Genomic DNA, 21,486 nt, shown 5'->3' on the forward strand with positions numbered 1-21,486 from the left:
TAATTTTTTTCGATACGGGACACAATTGGATATTAGGATCTGTACTTTGGGATGTAATGGTATATTCTCCATTTTGGGAAATCAGGATTTTTTCGCCGGGTTGGAACATCCCAACCTCTCCGGTAGGACTCAGAGTGGTAAATATCAACTTTAATGCAGTGTCTGGAATCAATTCAAAATAATCACAGATTACAAATTGCTCCGGAACCTCAAAATCAGCCTTAGCATTGCTTTCTATTACAGTGATCAAGTTTCTTCCGATTTCACAAGCTAGGTCATTATAGACCACGGCTTCATAGGCACCCGGATTGTTGACAGTTATGCTGGTTTTATTTTTGAATTTATCCAAAAACATACTTTCTCCCGATGGACTGATGTATATCCAATTGATAGTTTCAACCTCTTGAAAGTCGGTGGATAAAGTTATTTCAGAATTGCCTCCTGCACAAAGAACTGATGCCGCTAAAGCTACATCCACAGCTAAGACAGGTGCCTCGATGATAAAAGACTTTGTTGGGATTGGACAAGCCTCTGAATTCACCGGCCGTACCTCAAGTTTGAATTCCCCTGATGAAACCGGGAATAAAAATTCCTCGGTGGCTACAACCTGGCCAATTTCATTGATCCATTTGATATAAAATCTACTAGGATCTGCCCCGAATAAATTCGCTCTATATTGTTTATTGCCAAAACAATCCCTGGAAATCAATTCAGGATCAAATTGGATTTGATTGGTAACAGTTACAAATATAGATGTCTCTCTTGGGCAAAACCCTCCTTGGGAATCTTTCTCCACTCCCAAAAGAAAATATTCTCCTGATTGATCCAATCTAAAAGACTCTGCGCTTGATCTGATTACTTGCGAGTTGTCAGGATAGGTAAGGGTGAATTCCAGATTTTGGCTTGTTACCGGAGTAAAATCAAAATATTCGCACACTGTCAACCTTTCTGGGGCGGTAAAAGCGACTTGTCCTTTGCTGCCAATCGTGATTCTCTGAGGTCGGGGAAACACGCAACCTTCATCATTATTTATTTCCAAGAAATAAATTCCTGCAGGAGCATAAATAGAAAAAATAATTTGACTGTCTACAGTTCCTGATTTTATAACCGCTCCATTGGTTCCCAATAATCTGAAGGATCCAATGAAACTTGGGTCATTCATTTTAATTTTTATCTGTCCATCGATTTTACCTGTATCGTTGCAGGTTTCACCAATAACTTCTACTAAATTAAATCTCATATCCGCAGGTGGATTTGCCAATGGAACAACTGCTGCTCTAGTCCTTGAACAACCACCAATTGCTGCAGATGCAGTATATAACCCTGGAGACAATCCCGGTATCCTCAGTTCCTGTCCCTGGACTAGGTTTTCAAATCTTGCAATTTCAATCCCATTTCTTCTAATCCTAAGTAGGTCCAAATCCGTCAATGCAACTACCAAAAGTACTCCGTCATTGGACACACAGCTTGTCGTTTGATTTTCAAAAACAACACTCACTTCTGCTGTTTGATTTACCTTAAGTCCAATCTTCTCAGAAACCTTACAGAAATTATTATCCGCATTATCTACTTCAAAAATGATGTCGTATTCTCCTACCCCGTCTAAATCTCCGGCACTTATGATTTCTATCTTACTACCTTGGCCAAGTAATACTTTTTGATTGACATCTCTCCTTTTGTAAAACCAATTTCCAAAAATTGAATTTCCAGCAGAAACAGTGACTACAGTCCCTCCATTACATACCTGTGGAGTACTTATTGTTAAACTGTAAGTTTTAGACTCATACACAAAGGTGGAAATAGAAAAGGGACAAACTTCCAAACCGATTTCATTCAGTGAAAAAAACTCAGCAGTATATTTTCCAGGTCGATCTACTTGAATACTATTTGTAGTACCAACTAATTGACCGGTACCATCAATCCATTTAACCTGATAAGCGTCAAGGTTTGGGATACTCGGATCAAGTAAAGTAAGTGTGGTATTGTTTCCTTTGCAAAGAAGGTAGGTGTTTTGAATAACCGGGTCGACCCCTTTGTTGATTATAATTTGCTTGGTTCCGTGATAAACCTCATTTAAACCCCTTCTAATATTAAGTTGAATTTCATAAATCCCTACCTCAGAAAAAGTATGGCTGAAAGACTGAAATCCACCCTCCCTTTCCACTATTAATCTTCCATCTGATGAAAGAATTTTCCATCTGAAAACATCAGAAATCAAACCTCCACCAAAAAATTCTCCAATGTTACTCCCATAATAAAGACAAAGCTCACCAGGTCCAACAATTCCAAACTCATTAATTTGGTTGAAAAAAAGCTCAGACTCAATTTTGGACTTCGGGGAAAGTTCATTTTCCAAACCCATTGCCAACGACATTTGGCCCATAGCAATGAGTATCATGAATAGGATCAGGTGATTAGGAAAACTTTTCATTTGCGAGATAGGGTAAAGAATCGTAAGAATCTTTGAACCAAATCTAATGCAAAGTTGAGTTAGAAAAAAATATTTATGTATTTAAAATACATTTTTTTTTATTTGAAAAACATTAAAAAGTATTTTATGCGTTTTTATGATCTTTTTTACCTGATTGTTAACTTTTCTTAATTGGATAAAAAATCAACATATTATCTGACAAATTTCCAGATTCCACCTTCCTCTTCCCCAATCCATTCGTATTTCCCTTCGTTGAAAGTCTTCAACATTTCCGGATCATCGATTCTATTGTGGATGATATGATTCACCATCATCCCCCTTGCTTTTTTGGCAAAAAGCCCAATCACTTCATATTTCCCATTTCTAAATTCCTGGAAAATCGGTGTAATTACTTTTGGTTTCAAAGCCCCGCGATCCACAGCTTTGAAGTATTCCTGAGAAGCCAAATTCACCAAAGTTTCACCTTTGGTTACTTCATTAATAGCTTTGGCAATTCTTGTTCCCCAAAACTCATATAGGTTCTTACCCTTTTTATTTTCTAATCTTATTCCCATTTCCAATCGGTAGGGTTGAATCAGATCCAAAGGCTTAAGCAGTCCATATAAACCAGAAAGTATTCTAAGTTTTTCTTGGGCAAAATCAAAATCCTCAGAAGTATAATTATCAACGTCCATTTGCATGTAAACATCTCCCTTGAATGCCAGCAATGCTTGTTTTGAATTTTCCAATTCAAAGCTTTTCTGAAAATCCATAAACCGCTGTTTATTCAACAATGCAAGGTTTTCACTGATTCCCATCAAATCCTGAATATCCTCAACTGATTTTTTTTTCAGGATTCTTACCAATTCAAAAGTCTCCTTTTGAAAGTCAGGTGAGGTATAAATAGGAAGTTCAGGGGTACTTAAATCAAGTGTTTTTGCAGGTGAAATGAGGGTAATCATACCGGGAAAATTATTTATTCTATAACTAAAATTGACTTTGTTATTCTTTTGGTTACGTTTTGCCTGTTGCTTTTTAAATTAACCACTACGGGATACACTCCAATAGGAACAAATGTACCATTGACACTACCATCCCAACTGCAAACAAAAGTTTCAGCGTTTATGTTTTTTTGCTCGCAATAGAAAATTAATTCTCCCCATCTATTATAAATGAATACTTCAAGCTCATCTACGAAATCATTTGTATACACCAAAAAGTGTCTGTCTGGTTTGCTTGGAACCATAGCTTCAGGGAATACCACCCTCAATGCACAATCCTCAACCACCAGGAAACTTACCGTAAACTCGCAACCCAAATTATCAGATACTGTCAATAGGTAGCTTCCAAGCAAAGTTGGTACAAAAACCGAATCAGTAGAAACTTCAGTTCCATCCAATATCCAAGAATAAAAATCAAAAGTACCTGGCCTGAGCTCCACCGTGACGTTCTCCACTGCACAAATCGTATAACTAGGCGCCAATACTGGAGGAACAATCACAGATCTAGAAATCTGCACTTGTTCTCTTGCTATTTCACAGCCATAAACACTCAATAAAACAACTTCATAAACCCCAACATCAAAAACTGTGACTGTTTCCTGATCTGTAGAGTTCGGTAATGGAGTCCTGACAGCATTCACTACAGTGAACCATTGGATGGCTGAAACATTGGTTAAGTCTGCCTCTACGCTGATGTTTGCGAAGGTATCTCCTTCGCAAAACTGCTGGGCAGTTACGTTAACTTCCAGATTTTCGAGAAACTCTTCAACCTCAAACTCAATTGTTTTTTCAGGACAAAGGCCACCGCTTCTAGGCTGAACTTCAACGGTGTAAATACCCGGGCTTGGTGGGAAGAATTCCTGATTTCTTCCAACAATTACTCCTGCGGCATTTCTCCATAAGAAATTGGCATTATTTGGGTTAAACCCAAATAGAACGACTTGGTAAGAAACTCCAAGGTCACAATCCACTATCGGAGAGGTCAACGAAAAGTCAATCGGGCTGTTGATCACCGCTTGGATCAAACTCAACTCACTTGGACACAACACTCCTTCAGGATCGAATCCCTTAACGGTATACACTCCGGTAAATTCAAACAGATAGCCACCATCTTGATCAGCGTTGATCAGCTGTCCGTTTGGACCTCTCACTTCATAATTAAGCGCTATTTGAGATTGGGGAACCAAGATATAAAGCCCGCATGCAGTCACATTGGTTGGGACTGAAAATACAACCTGATCGGCATTGTCAATTACATATGATACTGGATCTGGAAATGTACAATCGACCAAATCAACCATACTCAATGAGTATGTTCCATCCATCAGGGGAATGTTTATGGAATCTGCTAAAGTAAATGTCCCAGTAAATTCCTGTCCATCCTCTTGCCTGATCAAAATATAAGAACCGCTTTGCGGACCAAGGTTAAAAACAATATCAATAGAGCCTAAATCCACACCCGTCGCTGAACACGTCTCAGGGTTAGCTGTAACTTCATAATCAGAAATTCCAATAGGAGGGTTAAGATTTTGAACAACAACAGGAAGTAAAAATTGGCAACCGTTTTCACTTGTCGCCGCTACTGTATAGACACCCGGCTCGAGTCCGGTAATAACAGGCAGAACATCCCCTGCAAATACATTTGTAAATAACTGTCCCGTCTGACTTATCCTGACTTCATCGGCATCAGCTAACATTGTTATTTCAAAACTTCCGTTTACAGCATCACAATCATCTGCATCTGTCAATACAACCACTTCAAAAGCCGGAAAGGGAAAAATAATCAATTCCAATTGTTTTTCAACGATACATCCCGGCACGATAGGGTCTTCTGTTACGAAAATGATATCATAAACTCCCGGTGAAGGAAGGGTACTGGGCACAAGATTTAATTCAAAGAATTCGCCAAGTGGAACCCTATTTACTGTTCCTTGGACTTGATAAAACCATTGTCCTGAAATCGGAGTATTGGGTGCGAAAATGACAAGATTTTCATCATAACAAACCTGATCGTCTGTTTGGGTAAGGTCAAATTCAAACGCCGGACCCACAAAAACAGAAGCCTCAGAAGGACATGGGTTGAAAAACTCAAGATCATCATCTGCTGCTGGTCTGTAAGACACCACTACAGTGAATATACTTTCCTCATTTACAAAAATCGTATTTGAGTTTTGGTCGCCAAACAACTGCCCTGCGGCATTTCTCCATTCGAAATTATATAGCCCTTCGATAGGGTCGTAACCCTCAATCGCAGTAAGGCTGACTGGAGTTCCCAAGCATAAGATGATGGATTCAGGCAAGGTCAAAACAGGCGGGGCAATTACCATTACCTCGAGTCTTCCTTCATAAAAATCAGGATCGCCACATCTGCCAACCCTCAAATCAACTGTATAAAGTCCAGGTCTTGTAAATAGATGATCATAAAATTGAAATTGATCTCCTGGGCCTCCGAAGTTATTGAGCTCAACGGTCCCATCCTCATGGGTGATCGTCCAGAAATAACTGTCGATATCCGGTTCGCCTCCGCCTTCAAATGAACCCAATGTTCCATTTTGGAGATCCAGACATAAATCTATTGGGCCTGCCAACAATGGATCAGGAATGCTACTTCCGGATTGTTGGACAAAAGATGGCAATCCGAGGTTACTCGTTCCGGTCAATGGAGGTGAACCCATTTCATTGTAAATACTGACCACACAATCAGTACCCGCATTGATGGAGCCAAGCATATTCTGACCTGGACGGGCCACGTATATTTGTCCATCAGGGCCAATCTGCAATGCTCCAAAAGGACCTGATGTACTTAATACTCCCCTGACAGGAGAATTAAGGATACAGGCCTCCCGCTCGGATCTTGAGGTAGCATTTTCAAAACAAGTTGCACAGGCAAGTGCAGTCGTACCTGTTTGTTCGGGAGCCTGAATGAGAAATTCCTCCACTTTTCCGCTACCTCCCCTGTATGATACAAAAACCCTGCTTCCGTCGGGGGAAAACTCCAATCCATAAATCTGTTCATTGTTGCAGCCTAAATCTACCAAAGCATACTCGGTCATTACCCCTGTTTCCGGATCAAAGTCAAAAATCTCCATTTTGCTACAGGCGCCATCCTGCAAAGTGACTGCTACTTTTGTCCCATCAGGGCTAAATTTCATTGTTCCCACTCCGGTATTAAATCCATGATTGGATCCTACAGAAGAAAACACAGGACTGCCGATACCAAAAATCGATACAGGATATGCCCTAAAAGTATTATTGCCAAGCTCATGGAATAAAACCCATGTCGTGTCTCCGGCAGCCAAAGCTGCGGAATGTTCTGTACTTGGACTGAATAGAAAGTTATCCTTACTGACCACATTACCTACTCCGTTTGGATTTTCGACTTTGATATCTACCACAGAAAACTTGACTTGATTACTTCCATCCACCGCAGTCTGGGTAGTAAAAAGGTAAAAAATCGTTTCATCTTGTGGAACAGGTACTGCCAAGACACTTTGTGACGAGAGATTGCTTCCTCCGATGCTGTCCCCATTTTCCATCACATCCCCATTGAGGTCCCAGACAGTTTCTCCATCTGTGAAAAACAAAACCTGCCCAGTCCCATCTGAAATCGTGGTGGTACCTGCTGGAATATTTTGATTATGTCCAACTGCCCTCGGTGTTGGACCATTGGGATTGTTTGGGTCAGGGTTGAAATCCAATCCAGCTCCATCTCCAAAATACCAGATGTTATTGCTTTGGTCATTCAAATCCCAAATCTTAACCCTAACACTACCATAAGCATAGCACTCAGATCCAGGCTCTCTTACGAGTACCCAATACAAACCCGGCAAATCGACACAATTATCTTTGGTAGGTCTCCATTCTCTAATATTTGACCAGAAGTATTCATAAACTTCACCTCCGCCGCCGCCGCCACCTTGACCATCACCAGACTGTACGGTCAGCATGGAACCTATGTCCACACATCCTCCTTCACAGACTGTGGTGTCCTGCGCACTAAATTGCACTTGAAGATCATTGGGAAGTAAGGTGATGGTCTTGTCCACGGTCTGGGTGGTTCCATCAGCAAAAGTCACCGTCAAGGTTACGCTTATGCTTTCATTTGCAGTCGCTTCTTCAGGAATCAAAAGGTGCTCTTGGGTAAAATCAATGTCGATCTCCTGTCCATCTTCATCTGTCAATGGTGGATTAAAAGTCCATTCAAAACTAACCGGCTGAAAATTCTCAGGAGTAATCAAACTTGTCAGCTGGATAGGGTTATTGCTACAGGGTTCTTCGGGATTCCATTCAAAATCTACTGTGGCATCTATATTTTGATTGGGAGCAAACTGAGGAAAAATCCTTCCGCAAAAATCGGTTCCGTTAAATGGATCTTCCTCCAATTCTATCTCGGCTAAGTCGGCAACATCGGGATTTTCAACTCTTCCAATCAATTGAGGCCCACCATCTACTTCTTCATAGATATAATATAACCGGCCATCAGGACCGGTTTTGATGTCATAAATCTGAAAGATGTCATTTTCTAAAGGGACTATTTCGGGTGTTGCGGTAAGGTCGCTAGCCGGAACCCGTACCAATTCATTTCCTCTGGAGAAATAAATAAAATCACCGTCTTCCGAATATGCTGCACCTCCAAAAGCATTCCCGTTACTTGATTCCAAGATTGGAGTTATGTTGCTAAATGTTCCAGTCGCAGCATCAAAATCAAGTATGACAATATTCTCATTGGGATCTTCAGGGATTAGGATGATTTTTTGTGAATCTTCATCAAAAACCATGGACTTAGGTGTAAATGGAATTGCCACATTTGAGCTGACGATGAACTCACCTTCATTTTCTCCGATTCTTCTGGAAACAATTGTTCCTCCTTCAATACTGATGAGATAAGAGGGAGATTGAGGGGTTTTCACCACCATAATCGGACCCGAAACCGTGCCTGCTATTAACTGATCTTTGACAAGGATCTCGCCTAAAGGGGGTTCGTTACCAACTGCCTGCCCCGGTGCGTTCATATCAATCAAAGCATACTGCAAATCTCCTGTAGGACTTAGGTAAAATATGTAATACAACCTATCCCCGGCAGGGTCATAACTCAAAACCCCGATGGCCAATTCTTGTTGTCCATTAATATTTCCATTGATTCCCGGAGCGACTCCTTCAAGTATTTGATCATTCGCATCATAGACCAAAACCCCATTGGTGTAAAAAATAATGTTCCCAGAAATTGGATCGATGGCAACAGCATTGTTATTTTGTCCAACTATCACCCCACTCGGGAGATTCCTGACAATAGGATTTTCCCCTTTTCCAAATGAAAGAATGTTGTTTTGACCTGTACCGCAATCACCAAATATCCATTCATTATTGTTAAATCCTTGGGCAAAAAGGGGTGCGGAATTGAATACAAGGTTCAAAAAGATCAACGCACTAAAAAAAAAGAATATTTTTATGGAATTACTACGGCTTTTCATAATTTACACGTTGCGTTTAAAACAACAAAACGTTTTGGACGTTGCAAAGGTGAATCTAATTGCTAACATAACGAATTACAACTTGCAAAGGTCTCTAATACTCCGTCTTTTTTTTGTTTCCTTCATTTTTATGGAAACAATGACCTTACAAGCCCAAGACCCGCAATTTAGCCAATATTATGCTGCACCGCTTTATTTGAATCCTGCTTTTACGGGCTCTGAAATGCTCCCTAGAATCGGTGCAAACTACCGAAACCAATGGCCGGGATTAGATGCCCAATTCACAACTTTTGCCGCTTATTACGACACTTATCTGGATGATTACAACAGTGGAATAGGGATTATGGTTATGAACGATGTGGAAGGCGGAGCAAAATTAAGATCAACAACAATATCGGGTTTGTATTCTTATGAATTAAGAGTCGGAGAAAATGCTTATTTCCGTCCTGGGATCCAAGCTTCTTATATACGGAGAGATATTGGTTTTTATGAAAACCTCATATTTGCCAATCAGATTGATGAAACAAATCCTTTTGGTCCACTACTTCCAAGTACGGGCCTCCCAGGTTCAGGAGAGCCTGTCGATCTATTGTCTTTGTCTTTTGGTGGACTATTCTTTACTGACAAATTCTGGTTTGGATTATCTGCCCACCATGTCAATGAACCAAACCAATCATTCCTAGAGGGTGTCAGTCCCTTGCCCGCCAAATTTTCCTTCCACACAGGATACAGGATTTCATTAGGTACCGGCAGTTACCGTTCTGATTTTACCCACCAAAGAAAACAACGATATCTCTTACCTACCTTAAATTACAAACGTCAAGGTCCTTTTGAGCAATTGGATATCGGAGCATATCTTCATTTGGAGCCTTTGAATCTCGGACTTTGGTACCGAGGTCTTCCTTATAAGCCTGTAGAAAATCAAAGCAACCGTGATGCCATCGTGATGATGATAGGTTTTAACCTTCCCACTGGAATGAGTCTGGGTTACAGTTTCGATTACACCGTATCACAACTTGGTATTCAGTCCGGTGGAGCTCATGAGGTTAGCATCGCATTCCTTTTGGCTGACAAAAATCAGGCAAGAACACGGAAAAGAGATACCCTCCTACCTTGTCCAAAGTTCTAGGTGATGGAAGCTGAAGAGATCAAGTACCTCATTTTGGGGATTCTTGTTTTAGGGTTTTTGGCTGAAAAATTTCTCAGCTACCTCAACATCAAAAGACCTGTTCCTGCTATTCCGATAACTCTCGACCAATACATCAGTCAGCAAAAGCTTCTTGAATCCAAATCCTATCAATGGGCAAACTTCCGATTTGGACTTCTGACCAATTCGACTGTTTTCATTTTGACAATTGCTTTTATTTATTTCGGAGTTTTCGGGTGGCTCGATACATTTTTGAAAGTATATATCTCCCATCCAATTTTACTTTCTATCATATATTTTGGAGTTGTTTTCATTGGATCAGATTTGATGTCCTTACCTTTTGATTACTATCATACATTCGTGATTGAAGAAAAATTCGGATTCAACAAATCAACCAAAAAAACTTACTTCTCTGATAAAATTAAAGGTTACATCATATCTATTGCTATCGGGGGAATATTACTAGGGATACTTTTATGGTTGATCCATCAGATGGGGAAAGACTTTTGGTGGCAGTTTTGGATTATCTCAGCGGTTTTTATGGTAGTTGTCAATATGTTTTATACTGCCTGGTTTCTTCCGCTTTTCAATAAACTTACCCCACTTGAAGAGGGAGAACTCAAAAACAGCATTGTCAGGTATGCAAAATCTGTTGATTTCCCTTTGGACAATATCTTGGTCATGGATGGCAGCAAACGCTCAGCAAAAGCAAATGCATTCTTCTCGGGTTTTGGAAAAAGAAAAAAGGTAGTCCTTTTTGATACACTTATCGACCAACATACTCCAGATGAGCTGGTCGCGGTGCTTGCCCATGAAATCGGCCATTACAAGAAAAAGCACATCGTCTGGAGCATGGTGACTTCTGTGGTACAGGTTGGAATTCTACTATTTATTTTGGCACAGTTTATACACAGTGGACAGATGAGTCTTGCTCTTGGTGGTACAGAGATGGCCATTCATCTGAATATCATTGGGTTTACGATCCTTTTTTCGCCCATATCCAGCATTCTTGGAATAGGGATGAATATGATGAGCCGAAAAAATGAGTTTGAGGCAGACGCTTTTGCCAAGGAAACTTTTGATGGCAAACCTCTTGCGGAAGCCCTAAAAACCCTGTCCGTCAATAGCCTTAGCAATATCAATCCACATCCCTGGTATGTTTTTTTCAATTACAGCCATCCCCCCCTGCTTGAAAGATTGGAAAGGCTGGAGAAGTAGAGATGTAGAGTGTCCGATGACCGATGACCGATGTTGCGTCCTTTTTTGGAGCCACATTATTTCTTTTCTATAACATCTCTATCGGTATTTATTTTTTCAATTTTGCAATCTTCACAATTTTTCCAATTTTGTAATTTTCCAATCTTCACAATCTTCCAATTTTGTAATCTTCCAATTCTCCCTACTTTCTATTAACTTCAAGGATTGTCCCAAAATACTGTTCCTATGCAAGACCTATCGCTGATTCACAATCCCATTTCAGGACTATTCCACTATCCAAAAACCAAGGAAGATTGGGAACCATATCTCCTCAGCAAAGAGCAGGTTGATTTTTTTCATGAACAAGGTTACCTCAGTGGCATCAAACTCCTCGATGAAAAACAGATTGAAACTCTCAAAATAGAACTTGAAGAAGTAGCGGATCCAAAGCATCCACAACACCACCTTTTTCATGAATTTCACAGCAATGAATCGGATGATCCCAATACGGTTTTGTTTCACTCTTTGGGACATTGGAGGATTTCCAAAGCTTTTCATGATGTGATCTGGAATCCGGCTTTTGTCATGGCAGCGAGTCAGCTTCTTGGCAATCAGAAAGTCAGGTTTTGGCATGACCAATTGTTTTGCAAACCTGCCCATCATGGCGGTGTAGTGGCTTGGCATCAGGATTATTCCTACTGGACCCGCACGATCAAAATGCAGCACCTTACCTGTTGGTGTGGACTTGATGAAGCTACTACCGAAAACGGCTGCCTCTATTATGTTCCGGGAAGCCACAAATGGGGCCTGTTGGAAAAACCTGCCCTTGCAGGCAAAATGGACGGATTGATGGAGTTTATGACTGAAGAACAAAAAGCAGCATTCAAACCTGTCGCCATCGAACTTAAGGCTGGATATGGAACATTCCACCATCCGCTGATGGTACACGGAAGCTATGAAAACCGCTCCCCGCGAAGCCGAAGGGCTTTTGTTTTGAATGTATTTGCCGACGGCACCATCTCCAATACGGATGACGAGTTGCTCAAAGGTGTACCCGTAATAGCAAAAGGCCATAAAATGGAAGGGCAGTTTTTTCCATTGCTAAATTGAAAATCCACCTCACTTATTAAGCTACTCCTGACTATTATATATCTCAAATACAAGTATTTCCTGTCTCCGGAGAGAAAATTTTCATTTATAAATCTGGTGTGGGAAATCGGTAAAATTGCTGACAACTATTAAATCTATAATAGCCGTGAATTTTATATCATTTGTGAAAGGTCTTGTAACACAATGAGTTCATAGGTAGGGTAATTTTGGTGTAGAGTTTTTATCAACCTAAACCCAAGAAAATATGAACCGGCAAATAAATGAAAACCAAAATCCTCAAAATGAAGATAGGCCTAATCAGCAAAGTTCAACCCAGAGAACCAATCAAGAAAGGGGAAGATACGATTTGAATCCAACCGATCGCGATGAGAAAGGAATAGATCGTGAATTTGATCTTGATGAAGAAAAGGAAGAAAAACTTAAAGTTACTTCTAAAACCACGGACCCTGCTAAAGACAAACATGAAGACGAAGAAAATCCCGAAATAGAGCTACCGCCAAATGAGGATCCAAACGTAAATGCTGAAAATGAAAACCAGAAGGAAAAAACCGGCACCATGAGACCAATTGGTCATTAAAACAAACACGAAAAATATCTTATGAACAACCTGTTTAAAACATTGATCGCCGGCTATGGTGCAAAAAAATTAGGTGGCGGATGTATCAGCACCATCATTGTATTTGTTATCATTTACTTTTTGTTAGGTCAGTGCAGCTAGCTCAATCAAGAGGAAAAGACAAAAGGGACATATACTGCTTGTAAAATCTTCTAACCCAAAAACCGTCAGCCTCATCACTGACGGTTTTTTTTTATTTCCTTCTAAATCTAAAGACAATCACCTTCCATCAATGGAATTTTCTTTCCATACATACTTACAAATTCCCTTTATTCAATTCCTCCACCGCATGGTTTGCGGCACGGGCAGTAAAAGCCATAAACATCAGCGTAGGATTTTGCGTGCTTGTACTCGTAAAGCTGGCTCCGTCTGTCACGAATACATTTTTGCAGGTATGCAGCTGATTCCATTCATTCAATAAAGAGGTCATTGGATCTCTGCCCATGCGGACACCACCCATCTCATGGATATCCGATCCAGGAGGTGCTTTGCTGTCTTCAACTTTGATGTCCGTAAATCCGGCTTTTTCAAACATAGCCTGTTGCTGCTGTAGGAAATCAGCCGTCATCTTGTCGTCATTTTCAGTCCATTCGACAGAGAGGATTATTTTCGGGATACCGTATTTGTCTTTTTCTTCTGTGCTGAGTCGGATATGGTTGGTTTCGATGGGAATGGTTTCTCCCTGCATCCAAGCCGACATGCGCCAAGTACCATGTTTTTGATTAAGCAGACTGTCCCGAAGGTCGTGGCCAATGCCGCTTGTATCCGAACCGAGACCTCTTCCTCCTGCCATCCCGATAGAATAGCCTCGGAGAAAGTTTGTATCCTGTCGGAAAACATTCCTGAACCTCGGCACATAAGCATGACCTGCATGCCTGCCGTCGGTAGCTTTGTCTGCAAATCCCTCATAGGTCGCATTTCCTTTTCCTCTATAGTTATGACAAGCAAGGAACTTGCCCATCAAACCGTTGTCATTTCCGATCCCATTTGGAAACCTAGATGATTTGGAGTTGAGCAAAATGGCATTGCTGGCGATGGTCGATGCATTGACAAAGATGATCTTGGCATAAAATTCCATTGAATCAACCGTATTCCTGTCAATGATTCTCACGCCTGAGGCTTTTCCATTTGCTTCATCATAGATAATGGATTCTACTACCGAGTCAGGACGGATAGTCAAGTTTCCGGTCTTTTCTGCCCAAGGCAAAGTAGAAGCATTGGCAGAAAAATAACCTCCATATACACAACCTCGGTTACACATTCCCTGATTTTGACACTTGTAGCGTCCCTGCTTTTGGTGAATTTCCTGTGGGTCCGTGAGGTGTGCACACCTGCCTTGAATCAGGTGTCGGTCACCGTAATTTTGCTTTAGCTGTTCTTTATAATATTGCTCGATACAATTCAACTCAAATCCCGGCTGCACGATGGAATCAGGTAATTCAGGCAATCCATCCCTGCCTCCGGCAATTCCTGCAAATGTCTCTACATAATCCAGCCATGGCTCGAGGTCCTTGTATCTGACAGGCCAATCAACCGCAAAGCCATCCCGCGCAGGACCTTCGAAATCATAGTCAGACCAGCGCTGTGTTGCCCTTGCCCAAAGCAACGACTTACCTCCGACATGGTATCCACGAAACCATCGGAAGGGTTTTTCTTCAATAATCGGTTGCTCATCTTCGGCCAAAGCCCAATGCATGGTCTCTTCTCTCGCCCACCTTGCGGCACCGATTCCGGATCGCTTATCCACAGGCACTGCACCGCGGAACTCAAACTCCCAAGGTGCTTTGGAGGCGGTGGGGTAATCTTCCACATGACGGACCATCCTGCCCCTTTCGAGCACAAGAGTCTTTAGTCCTTTTTCTGTGAGTTCCTTTGCTGCCCAGCCTCCGCTGGCACCTGAACCAATCACGATCGCATCATAGGTGCGCTTATCTTTTGAATCCTGTAACATGTCTCTTGGGTTTAAGCTTGGGAAGGAACATCGACACAACCATTGAAATAACCCGGAGCTACCTTGTAGCCGCGGTAATCAGCCATCACCTCTTTGACTGTGGTGAATCCTGTGATGGTCTGTGATTTTATAAGGTCAAAAAACTTTTTCTCCTCCTCATTTTCTGAGGAAGCAAAGGAAAGTAAAAGTCCTTCTCGCTCTTCTTGGGAAGCTTTGTCAAAGGATTTTCCGAGGGTTGATTTTGACTTTACTGCGAGGGATGCCAACTGTGCTTTGATCATGTCCTGATCTTCCTTTTCGTAGCAATGCTCAAAAAGCCTGATCAAATACTTATCCGTGCCGGTACTCAGCGCACCTATGGGTTGTGCATCTGGTGTAGGAACTCTGGGTGGCAATCCTGCGGGAATGATCGTGTCGGCGATGGCAGTGATCAGTTGCTCTTCATCGAAAGAGAAAAAACCCTTGTGTGTCAACAGGTCCACGAGTTGCCATTTCCAGTCTACAAGGACTAGCCCTGCGATACCGACTGCTGTACCACCAAGGATTTTAAGCGATTTTCTTCTGTCCATAATTGTTATTTCGGGGTGCAATACTGCTGTAATATAGGGCATTGACTTTTAAAATAACAGCCTCGAAACCCCAAAATCTACCAATGGAAAATGAAAGGGATCGGTGGAGAATAAGAGAACAACCACCTTTAAAAGGTAGCGTAATTAGCTTTATAGAAAATTTACCTGAAATTTTTTGGTTGGTGTTTATTTTATAAACTTGATGATATTCTGTTGCTCAATATCAAAATTTTAAAATGAAACAGTTTTTTAAAAAAGGACTATTTGAATTTTCGTTGTGGAAACCAATCATTTTGTTGGGGTTTTTGGTCACCTGTATTTTGCTGACAGTAGTGATTGATTTGATTGAATCCAGATTCCAAAACTCTGGCTTTTACATTTCCGAATCTTTGTTGTTTAGTTCATATTGGTGGATTTTCTTTCCGCTTTGGTATTTGCAATTACTTTTTGTGGAAGCCTCCAAAACCAAGTTTAAATTTGCACTGCTCATTATCATTCCGATCATCCTCCACCTTTTTGCTTTTCCGGGATTGGTATGGCTCATTTCTTCGGTCTTTTATAATCATACATTTAAGTTTGGCCAGACCTTTCAGTTTGGCCTTACCCAACATTTCTTCAAAGTTTTTATTTTATATACCGTTCCAATTATTCTGTATTCCTTTTTTAAAGACAGATTGAACAATTTCCAAAGCCAATACAAATCAAAAATCAATGGTCAAAATGAATTTTTGACCAGTCTCACAATCAAGGAAGGAAACAAGCAACTTCATATTCCAACCCAGGAGGTTCTCTATTTTTCTGCCAATACTCCCTATGTCAATGTCTATTATCAAGGGAGTAAATTCCTTTATAGCCAAACTTTAAAGTTCTTATCAGAAAAATTAGACAACAGGTCTTTTGTGAGGATTCACAAATCTGAGGTTGTGAACTTATTTCATGTGCAATCTTATAAATCGCGACAAAACGGGGATTATGATGTAACGATGAGAGATGGAACTGTCCTGCGGTTAAGCAGGAATTTTGCAAAGGACTTCAAAGCCAAACTTGTACTCCTTACTCAGGATAAGCTATAATTCCCTCCTGTTGTCGCTTTTGATTTGCAAACCAGGTTTTTAATGACTGATTTTTACAGAAAAAAATCAAATGAAAAAGGGTACACTTATTTGGATACTATTCTTGTTTATTGTTTTCGGTTGTAAAGGCCAAACTGGAAGTTCTGAACACAGATCAAATCCAGGTCAAAAAAACGTTGTTGTCGGAGGTGGTTGTGACGGCTGTGAATTGATGTATATCGGCACCCCAAATAAAATAAGCTCTACGGATACCAGTGCCGGTTGGTACGAAGAAAAAGGACAAAAGCTTCTGTTGACAGGAACTGTTTTCCAACCAGAAGGTAAAATACCTGCTTCAAATGTAATCATCTATTATTGGCATACCGACACCGAAGGATATTATACTGCGGACACCAAAACTGATCCAAAAGCCAAAAGTCATGGAAGGCTTAGAGGTTGGGTAAAATCCAATGAAAACGGAAAATACAGCATCTACACGATCCGACCTGCCCCTTATCCCAATGAGGATATGCCTGCCCATATCCACCTTTCAATCAAAGAATCTGATATCAAAAATGAGTACTATACCGATGATGTCGTTTTTGATGATGATCCGCTTTTGATTCCCTATTTGAAAAAGAATCCATCCGAAAACCGGGCAGGAAGTGGAAAAGTAAGAGTTCTTTTGAAAGGCAATTTGCAGATCGCCGAACATGACATCATTTTAGGATTGAATATCCCCAATTATCCGCAAAAGGATGTTTCGAACAAAAAGTCAGGATTAAACATTGGCGAGGACCAACCCTCTTTTATCCCATTCCACGCCTTTGGACCGGATAAGGGAAGCCAAGCCTGCCCTGTCTGCAAGTATGGAAGGTACCACGGGATCGTATTTTTCGTGGGAAATAATCCTGATTGGGATGACATCAAAAAATGGCTTGGGTTTTTAGAATTACAGAGCATGTCGAGACAAAAATATCTCAAAGCTTATTTTGTATATGGAAATGAAAACGCATATAGCAAATCTAAAAGAGAAAATGAACTTGAAACCATTGGCAGAGAACTGAATCTTAAAAGGACTGCTTTGACTTTCGTTCCCTCCTTCAGTGATTCCAAAACAGAGGCTAACCTAAACAAGATCAATCCTGAAACAGAGAACACATTCATCATTTATAAGAACCGGAGGATTGTCGATAAGTACATTGACCTGAAAGCGAATTCAAAAAATTTTGCATTAATATCAAATTCCTTGGACAGATCTCGGGGAGATTTTTTTGATTTGGATGGAATGCCTCATAATTGAAAAATTCACAGATTCCATTAACTCAATATTTTCCCTTCAAAAACATGGTAATAAATTCAAAAATATTAATTGAATTAAAAAATGACTTCGATAAACCCAAACCATAACTCTATAAAAGTGTCCCCATCGAATTTAAAAAACTACTTTTATACCTTCAACGTTTTATAAAGGTTTATGAATAAGGTAACTGTTAGATTCATTTTGTTTTTGGGAATTGCTTTATTTTCCTGTCAAAATACGAATGAAAGATCTATACCTGTTTTGCAACCAATGCCTCAAGTTGAGGAATATTCGATCAGGGATTCTGTCCATTTTCTTCATGGTTATCCAGCTTTGGCTGAGGATTCATTGGTCAATGTAGTGATCGAAATCCCAACAGGAACTTTAGAAAAATGGGAAGTCAACAAAGAGAGCGGCCAGCTTGAATTACCCGAAATAGACGGTGTCAGGCGCATTGTAAATTATCTTGGCTACCCAGGAAACTATGGTATGATTCCGCAAACCTTACAAGATCCTGCTGTGGGTGGAGATGGAGATCCCCTTGATATTTTGATTTTAGGACCGCCGCTAACCCGAGGAAACCTCGAAGAATGTCGTGTCATTGGAATTATCAGAATGCTGGATAATGGGGAATTGGATGACAAGTTGATCGCCTTGCCTGCAAAAGGATACCTTGAAAATATTCGCACTATAAAAGACCTAGAGGCGGAGTATCCGGGGATGATTACAATATTGACTATATGGTTTGAAAATTACAAAAGAAAAGGTCAGGTGGAAATCAAATCAATAGGTGAAAAAAAAGAGTCCTTTGAAGTTCTAAAGGAAGCCATTGCAGCATATCAGAAGAATAGGGATAATTGACAGCTATTTATTGGCCAAAATTCTTTTTATCTTCATAGGGTTCCATTACCCAATGACCTTGTCAGATGAGAGATGACCGTCCAATCCTCGTGAAGAATGACCCAAAAACCATTAATGCTTGGGCCATGTATGATTGGTCCAACTCCGCTTATTCCTTAGTGATCGCATCGGCGATTTTCCCAGCTTATTACAACTCTATCACAACTACCGAGTATGGGAGCAAAATCACAGTTTTCGGGTTGGAGATCGAAAACACTGCCGCCTACTCGATCAACCTAGGCCTTGCTTTTGGGATCATTGCCCTGGTTTCTCCCTTGCTTTCTTCGATTTCAGATTACTACAGTATTCAGAAAAGGTTCATGCAGTTCTTCTGCTACCTTGGAGCTATTGGTTGTTCTTTGCTGTTCTTTTTTGATGGGCCCGAAATGGTTCACTTCGGATTGGCCTGCATGATGTTGGCTACGATTGGTTATTCGGGGAGCATCGTTTTTTACAATTCATACCTTCCTGCGATTGCTACCGAAGACCAACAGGACAAAGTCAGCGCGAGAGGCTATGCTTTTGGCTACATTGGTTCGACGACATTGCTACTCCTCAATCTTGCTGCCATCCTCAATCAGGAAGCGCTTGGCGTAGAAGATGGTTCGCTGCTGCCAAGGGTTTCTTTTCTCCTTACCGGCATATGGTGGTTTGGATTTGCACAGATCCCTTTTCGAAAACTCCCAAAAGGAATCTATACCAAAACAACCACCGAGAGGAAATTTCTCCTCAACGGATATCAGGAATTGGCAAAAATATGGGAAACGCTAAAAAATGAGCCCAAATTAAAGATGTACCTGATGAGCTTTTTCTTCTATATCATGGGAGTTCAGACGGTGATGTTTATGGCAGCTTCCTTTGGAGAAAAAGAAGTAGGAATGGGAATGACGCAATTGATCATTACAATCCTTTTATTGGAATATGTAGGTATTGTCGGCGCTTTCCTGTTTGCTTGGATTTCCAAAAAGTTGGGAAACCTACAGGCTTTGATCATTGCGGTGACCATCTGGATTTTTGTATGCATCGGCAGTTATTTTATTCAAACGGCCTTCCACTTTTACATAGCAGGATTTTTTATTGGGATGGTGATGGGTGGTATCCAATCTTTGTCACGATCAACCTACGCCAAGTTTATCCCCAAAACGGAAAACAATGCTGGCTATTTCAGCTTCTTTGATGTCTGCGAAAAGTTGGCGATGATGTGCGGACTTGTGATGTGGGGATTTATGGACAACCTCACCGGAAGTATGCGCAATTCTATCATTGCATTGGCCATATGGTTTTCAGTTGGGCTTGTTCTTCTGATTGTCGTCCGGAAAATAGAGAAGCGGGAAATACCTGCCCTGGCTTGATTTTATAAATCCACAAATATTTCTGATTTGAAAAGATCTTGGTAGGAGATCAAATCTAAAGGCGAAAAACTGAAGACTTCCAAGTTTAGAGGAAATATTGTAGGTTATAAAAACCCTAATCAGAAACTAACAATTTAGCAAATTGTGTAAAAAAAATAATAGCGGAATTTCCATAAATTGGACCTTCACTTTAATCAATCAACATGAAAAAAATTAGCCTTTATTTTCATTCTAATATTTGCCACAGGAACTGATTTTCTTTTTGCCCAAACCTCCACCAACGTGAAAGGAACTTGGATCATGAATGTCGAAACAAGTGCCGGCAGCGGTTCACCTACTTTTGTCCTTGAGCATCTGGATGCCACCAATCTAAAGGGGACTTATTCCGGTCAATTGGGAGATTATGATGTAAGAGGAACACTCAAAGGCAATCACATTCACCTTGAATTCAGCATAAGTGGGGAAATCATTGAATATGATGGGACCGTAACAGGAAATGAGATGAAGGGAAAAGTGAAATTGGGAACGATGGCTGAAGGAACTTTTACAGGAAAAAAGAAGGAATAAAAATATATTTTTGGAAAGGATGAGCAAATCCGAAAACAACAAAACCTGAGCATTTGCCCAGGTTTTGTTGTTTGTCAATGAATTTTATAGATATCTACAGCTTTTTGATTCTGATGTTCTTAAACCAAACTTCGTCTCCATGGTCCTGAAGAGCAATTTTACCCCTCTTGTATGTACCAAAACCTGGCATGTCTTTGAATTTGCTTTTGGCGATCAAAGCTTCCCACTCAGGAGTCCAAAGAGTGGTAGACACGATCATGACACCGTTGAGATGAAGCTCAAGCTTACCATCTTTAGAAATGATCTCTGCTAGATTCCATTCTCCTACCGGTTTTACAGTCTCTTCACTGCTGACGATCAAGTCGTAAAGATCTCCCGCACGGTGGCTGACAATCTTTGCATCTGGATGTCCGTCATTGTCGAGAACCTGCATTTCCATTCCTGTATTCCAAGGGTAAGTATATGCCGAATCTTCATGAACATATAAAATTATCCCGCTGTTTCCTTTGGAAGCTATTTTCCACTCTACCTGAAAGTGGAAATTGTCAAATTCCTCATTGGTCACGATGTCACCACCGTCACCTGTCTGCCAACCGGCTTTGTTGGTAGCATCAAGGTAAATAGCACCATCCTGAACTTTCCATGCTTTGCCGACTTCTCCTCCACCATACTTGGACCATCCATTGAAAGAAGTACCATCAAAAAGACTGATCCATTCGTTTTCAGTATCAGTTTCTGTTGCCTCAGCAACTTCAGTTTCTTCGGTCGCCTCTTGATTTCCTCCACAGGCAAATGCCATAGATGCTGAAATCAGGAATATTAAGCCTTGTTTTTTCATCC

Annotated in this window: 15 protein-coding genes; 9 read left to right on the top strand and 6 right to left on the bottom strand. The window is 40.7% G+C overall.

The features are described 5' to 3' along the window. The 3 genes from M3O96_RS16495 to M3O96_RS16505 all read right to left on the bottom strand — a co-directional run. Nucleotides 1-2,398, bottom strand: a 2,398-nt coding sequence (locus tag M3O96_RS16495; RefSeq protein ID WP_249722378.1) for a hypothetical protein, incomplete at its 3' end; no start/stop codon positions are given. A 224-nt stretch (nt 2,399-2,622) separates the two neighbouring features. Then, a complete protein-coding gene (gene yaaA, locus M3O96_RS16500; RefSeq protein WP_249722380.1) occupies nt 2,623-3,372 on the bottom strand; it encodes a peroxide stress protein YaaA in 750 nt (249 codons plus the stop codon). Between the two features lie 14 nt (nt 3,373-3,386). Continuing rightward, the gene (locus M3O96_RS16505; protein ID WP_249722381.1) at nt 3,387-8,882 is read right to left on the bottom strand and encodes a hypothetical protein; all 5,496 of its coding nucleotides are present in this window, start codon (nt 8,880-8,882) and stop codon (nt 3,387-3,389) included. Between the two features lie 82 nt (nt 8,883-8,964). Here M3O96_RS16505 and M3O96_RS16510 point away from each other — a divergent pair, with 82 nt between their 5' ends. The 4 genes from M3O96_RS16510 (at nt 8,965) to M3O96_RS16525 (ending at nt 12,913) form a co-directional block, all read left to right on the top strand. Beyond that, the gene (locus M3O96_RS16510) at nt 8,965-10,011 is read left to right on the top strand and encodes a PorP/SprF family type IX secretion system membrane protein (RefSeq protein WP_283774018.1); all 1,047 of its coding nucleotides are present in this window, start codon (nt 8,965-8,967) and stop codon (nt 10,009-10,011) included. Nucleotides 10,012-10,014: 3 nt separating this feature from the next. Further along, nucleotides 10,015-11,247: a M48 family metallopeptidase gene (locus tag M3O96_RS16515; protein ID WP_249722385.1), complete on the top strand. Its 1,233-nt coding sequence runs from the start codon at nt 10,015-10,017 to the stop codon at nt 11,245-11,247. A 225-nt stretch (nt 11,248-11,472) separates the two neighbouring features. Further along, complete coding sequence (locus tag M3O96_RS16520; protein WP_249722386.1) at nt 11,473-12,336, top strand: phytanoyl-CoA dioxygenase family protein; 864 nt, start codon at nt 11,473-11,475, stop codon at nt 12,334-12,336. 244 nt (nt 12,337-12,580) lie between these two features. Next, the gene (locus tag M3O96_RS16525; RefSeq protein WP_249722388.1) at nt 12,581-12,913 is read left to right on the top strand and encodes a hypothetical protein; all 333 of its coding nucleotides are present in this window, start codon (nt 12,581-12,583) and stop codon (nt 12,911-12,913) included. Nucleotides 12,914-13,208: 295 nt separating this feature from the next. On the opposite strand, the gene M3O96_RS16530 is transcribed toward M3O96_RS16525, so the two are convergent. Continuing rightward, nucleotides 13,209-14,903: a GMC oxidoreductase gene (locus M3O96_RS16530; RefSeq protein ID WP_249722390.1), complete on the bottom strand. Its 1,695-nt coding sequence runs from the start codon at nt 14,901-14,903 to the stop codon at nt 13,209-13,211. 11 nt (nt 14,904-14,914) lie between these two features. Beyond that, nucleotides 14,915-15,472: a gluconate 2-dehydrogenase subunit 3 family protein gene (locus M3O96_RS16535; protein ID WP_249722392.1), complete on the bottom strand. Its 558-nt coding sequence runs from the start codon at nt 15,470-15,472 to the stop codon at nt 14,915-14,917. A 236-nt stretch (nt 15,473-15,708) separates the two neighbouring features. On the opposite strand from M3O96_RS16535, the gene M3O96_RS16540 reads away from it, so the two are divergent. From M3O96_RS16540 to M3O96_RS16560, 5 genes are all read left to right on the top strand, one after another. Further along, entirely contained in the window at nt 15,709-16,545 is an 837-nt protein-coding gene (locus M3O96_RS16540) for a LytR/AlgR family response regulator transcription factor (protein ID WP_249722393.1), read from the top strand. Nucleotides 16,546-16,615: 70 nt separating this feature from the next. Beyond that, nucleotides 16,616-17,827: a dioxygenase family protein gene (locus M3O96_RS16545; protein ID WP_249722394.1), complete on the top strand. Its 1,212-nt coding sequence runs from the start codon at nt 16,616-16,618 to the stop codon at nt 17,825-17,827. Nucleotides 17,828-18,097: 270 nt separating this feature from the next. Then, a complete protein-coding gene (locus tag M3O96_RS16550; RefSeq protein ID WP_249722395.1) occupies nt 18,098-18,688 on the top strand; it encodes an inorganic diphosphatase in 591 nt (196 codons plus the stop codon). 65 nt (nt 18,689-18,753) lie between these two features. Next, a complete protein-coding gene (locus M3O96_RS16555) occupies nt 18,754-20,079 on the top strand; it encodes an MFS transporter (RefSeq protein ID WP_249722396.1) in 1,326 nt (441 codons plus the stop codon). Between the two features lie 282 nt (nt 20,080-20,361). Next, nucleotides 20,362-20,646 carry a hypothetical protein gene (locus M3O96_RS16560; RefSeq protein ID WP_249722397.1) on the top strand — a complete coding sequence of 95 codons (285 nt, stop codon included), beginning with the start codon at nt 20,362-20,364 and terminating at the stop codon, nt 20,644-20,646. Nucleotides 20,647-20,740: 94 nt separating this feature from the next. Here M3O96_RS16560 and M3O96_RS16565 read toward each other — a convergent pair whose 3' ends face one another. Next, the gene (locus M3O96_RS16565; protein ID WP_249722398.1) at nt 20,741-21,484 is read right to left on the bottom strand and encodes a 3-keto-disaccharide hydrolase; all 744 of its coding nucleotides are present in this window, start codon (nt 21,482-21,484) and stop codon (nt 20,741-20,743) included. Nucleotides 21,485-21,486 lie beyond the last annotated feature (2 nt).

Origin of the sequence: Aquiflexum sp. TKW24L (assembly GCF_023502205.1) — a bacterium.
Lineage (GTDB): Bacteria > Bacteroidota > Bacteroidia > Cytophagales > Cyclobacteriaceae > Cognataquiflexum.

Excerpts from the sequence above, each read along its gene's own strand:
- yaaA (WP_249722380.1), bottom strand. The coding sequence starts at position 3,372 with ATGATTACCCTCATTTCACCTGCAAAAACACTTGATTTAAGTACCCCT.
- M3O96_RS16505 (WP_249722381.1), bottom strand. The coding sequence starts at position 8,882 with ATGAAAAGCCGTAGTAATTCCATAAAAATATTCTTTTTTTTTAGTGCG.
- M3O96_RS16515 (WP_249722385.1), top strand. The coding sequence starts at position 10,015 with ATGGAAGCTGAAGAGATCAAGTACCTCATTTTGGGGATTCTTGTTTTA.
- M3O96_RS16520 (WP_249722386.1), top strand. The coding sequence starts at position 11,473 with ATGCAAGACCTATCGCTGATTCACAATCCCATTTCAGGACTATTCCAC.
- M3O96_RS16525 (WP_249722388.1), top strand. The coding sequence starts at position 12,581 with ATGAACCGGCAAATAAATGAAAACCAAAATCCTCAAAATGAAGATAGG.
- M3O96_RS16530 (WP_249722390.1), bottom strand. The coding sequence starts at position 14,903 with ATGTTACAGGATTCAAAAGATAAGCGCACCTATGATGCGATCGTGATT.
- M3O96_RS16535 (WP_249722392.1), bottom strand. The coding sequence starts at position 15,472 with ATGGACAGAAGAAAATCGCTTAAAATCCTTGGTGGTACAGCAGTCGGT.
- M3O96_RS16540 (WP_249722393.1), top strand. The coding sequence starts at position 15,709 with ATGAAACAGTTTTTTAAAAAAGGACTATTTGAATTTTCGTTGTGGAAA.
- M3O96_RS16545 (WP_249722394.1), top strand. The coding sequence starts at position 16,616 with ATGAAAAAGGGTACACTTATTTGGATACTATTCTTGTTTATTGTTTTC.
- M3O96_RS16550 (WP_249722395.1), top strand. The coding sequence starts at position 18,098 with ATGCCTCAAGTTGAGGAATATTCGATCAGGGATTCTGTCCATTTTCTT.
- M3O96_RS16555 (WP_249722396.1), top strand. The coding sequence starts at position 18,754 with ATGAGAGATGACCGTCCAATCCTCGTGAAGAATGACCCAAAAACCATT.
- M3O96_RS16565 (WP_249722398.1), bottom strand. The coding sequence starts at position 21,484 with ATGAAAAAACAAGGCTTAATATTCCTGATTTCAGCATCTATGGCATTT.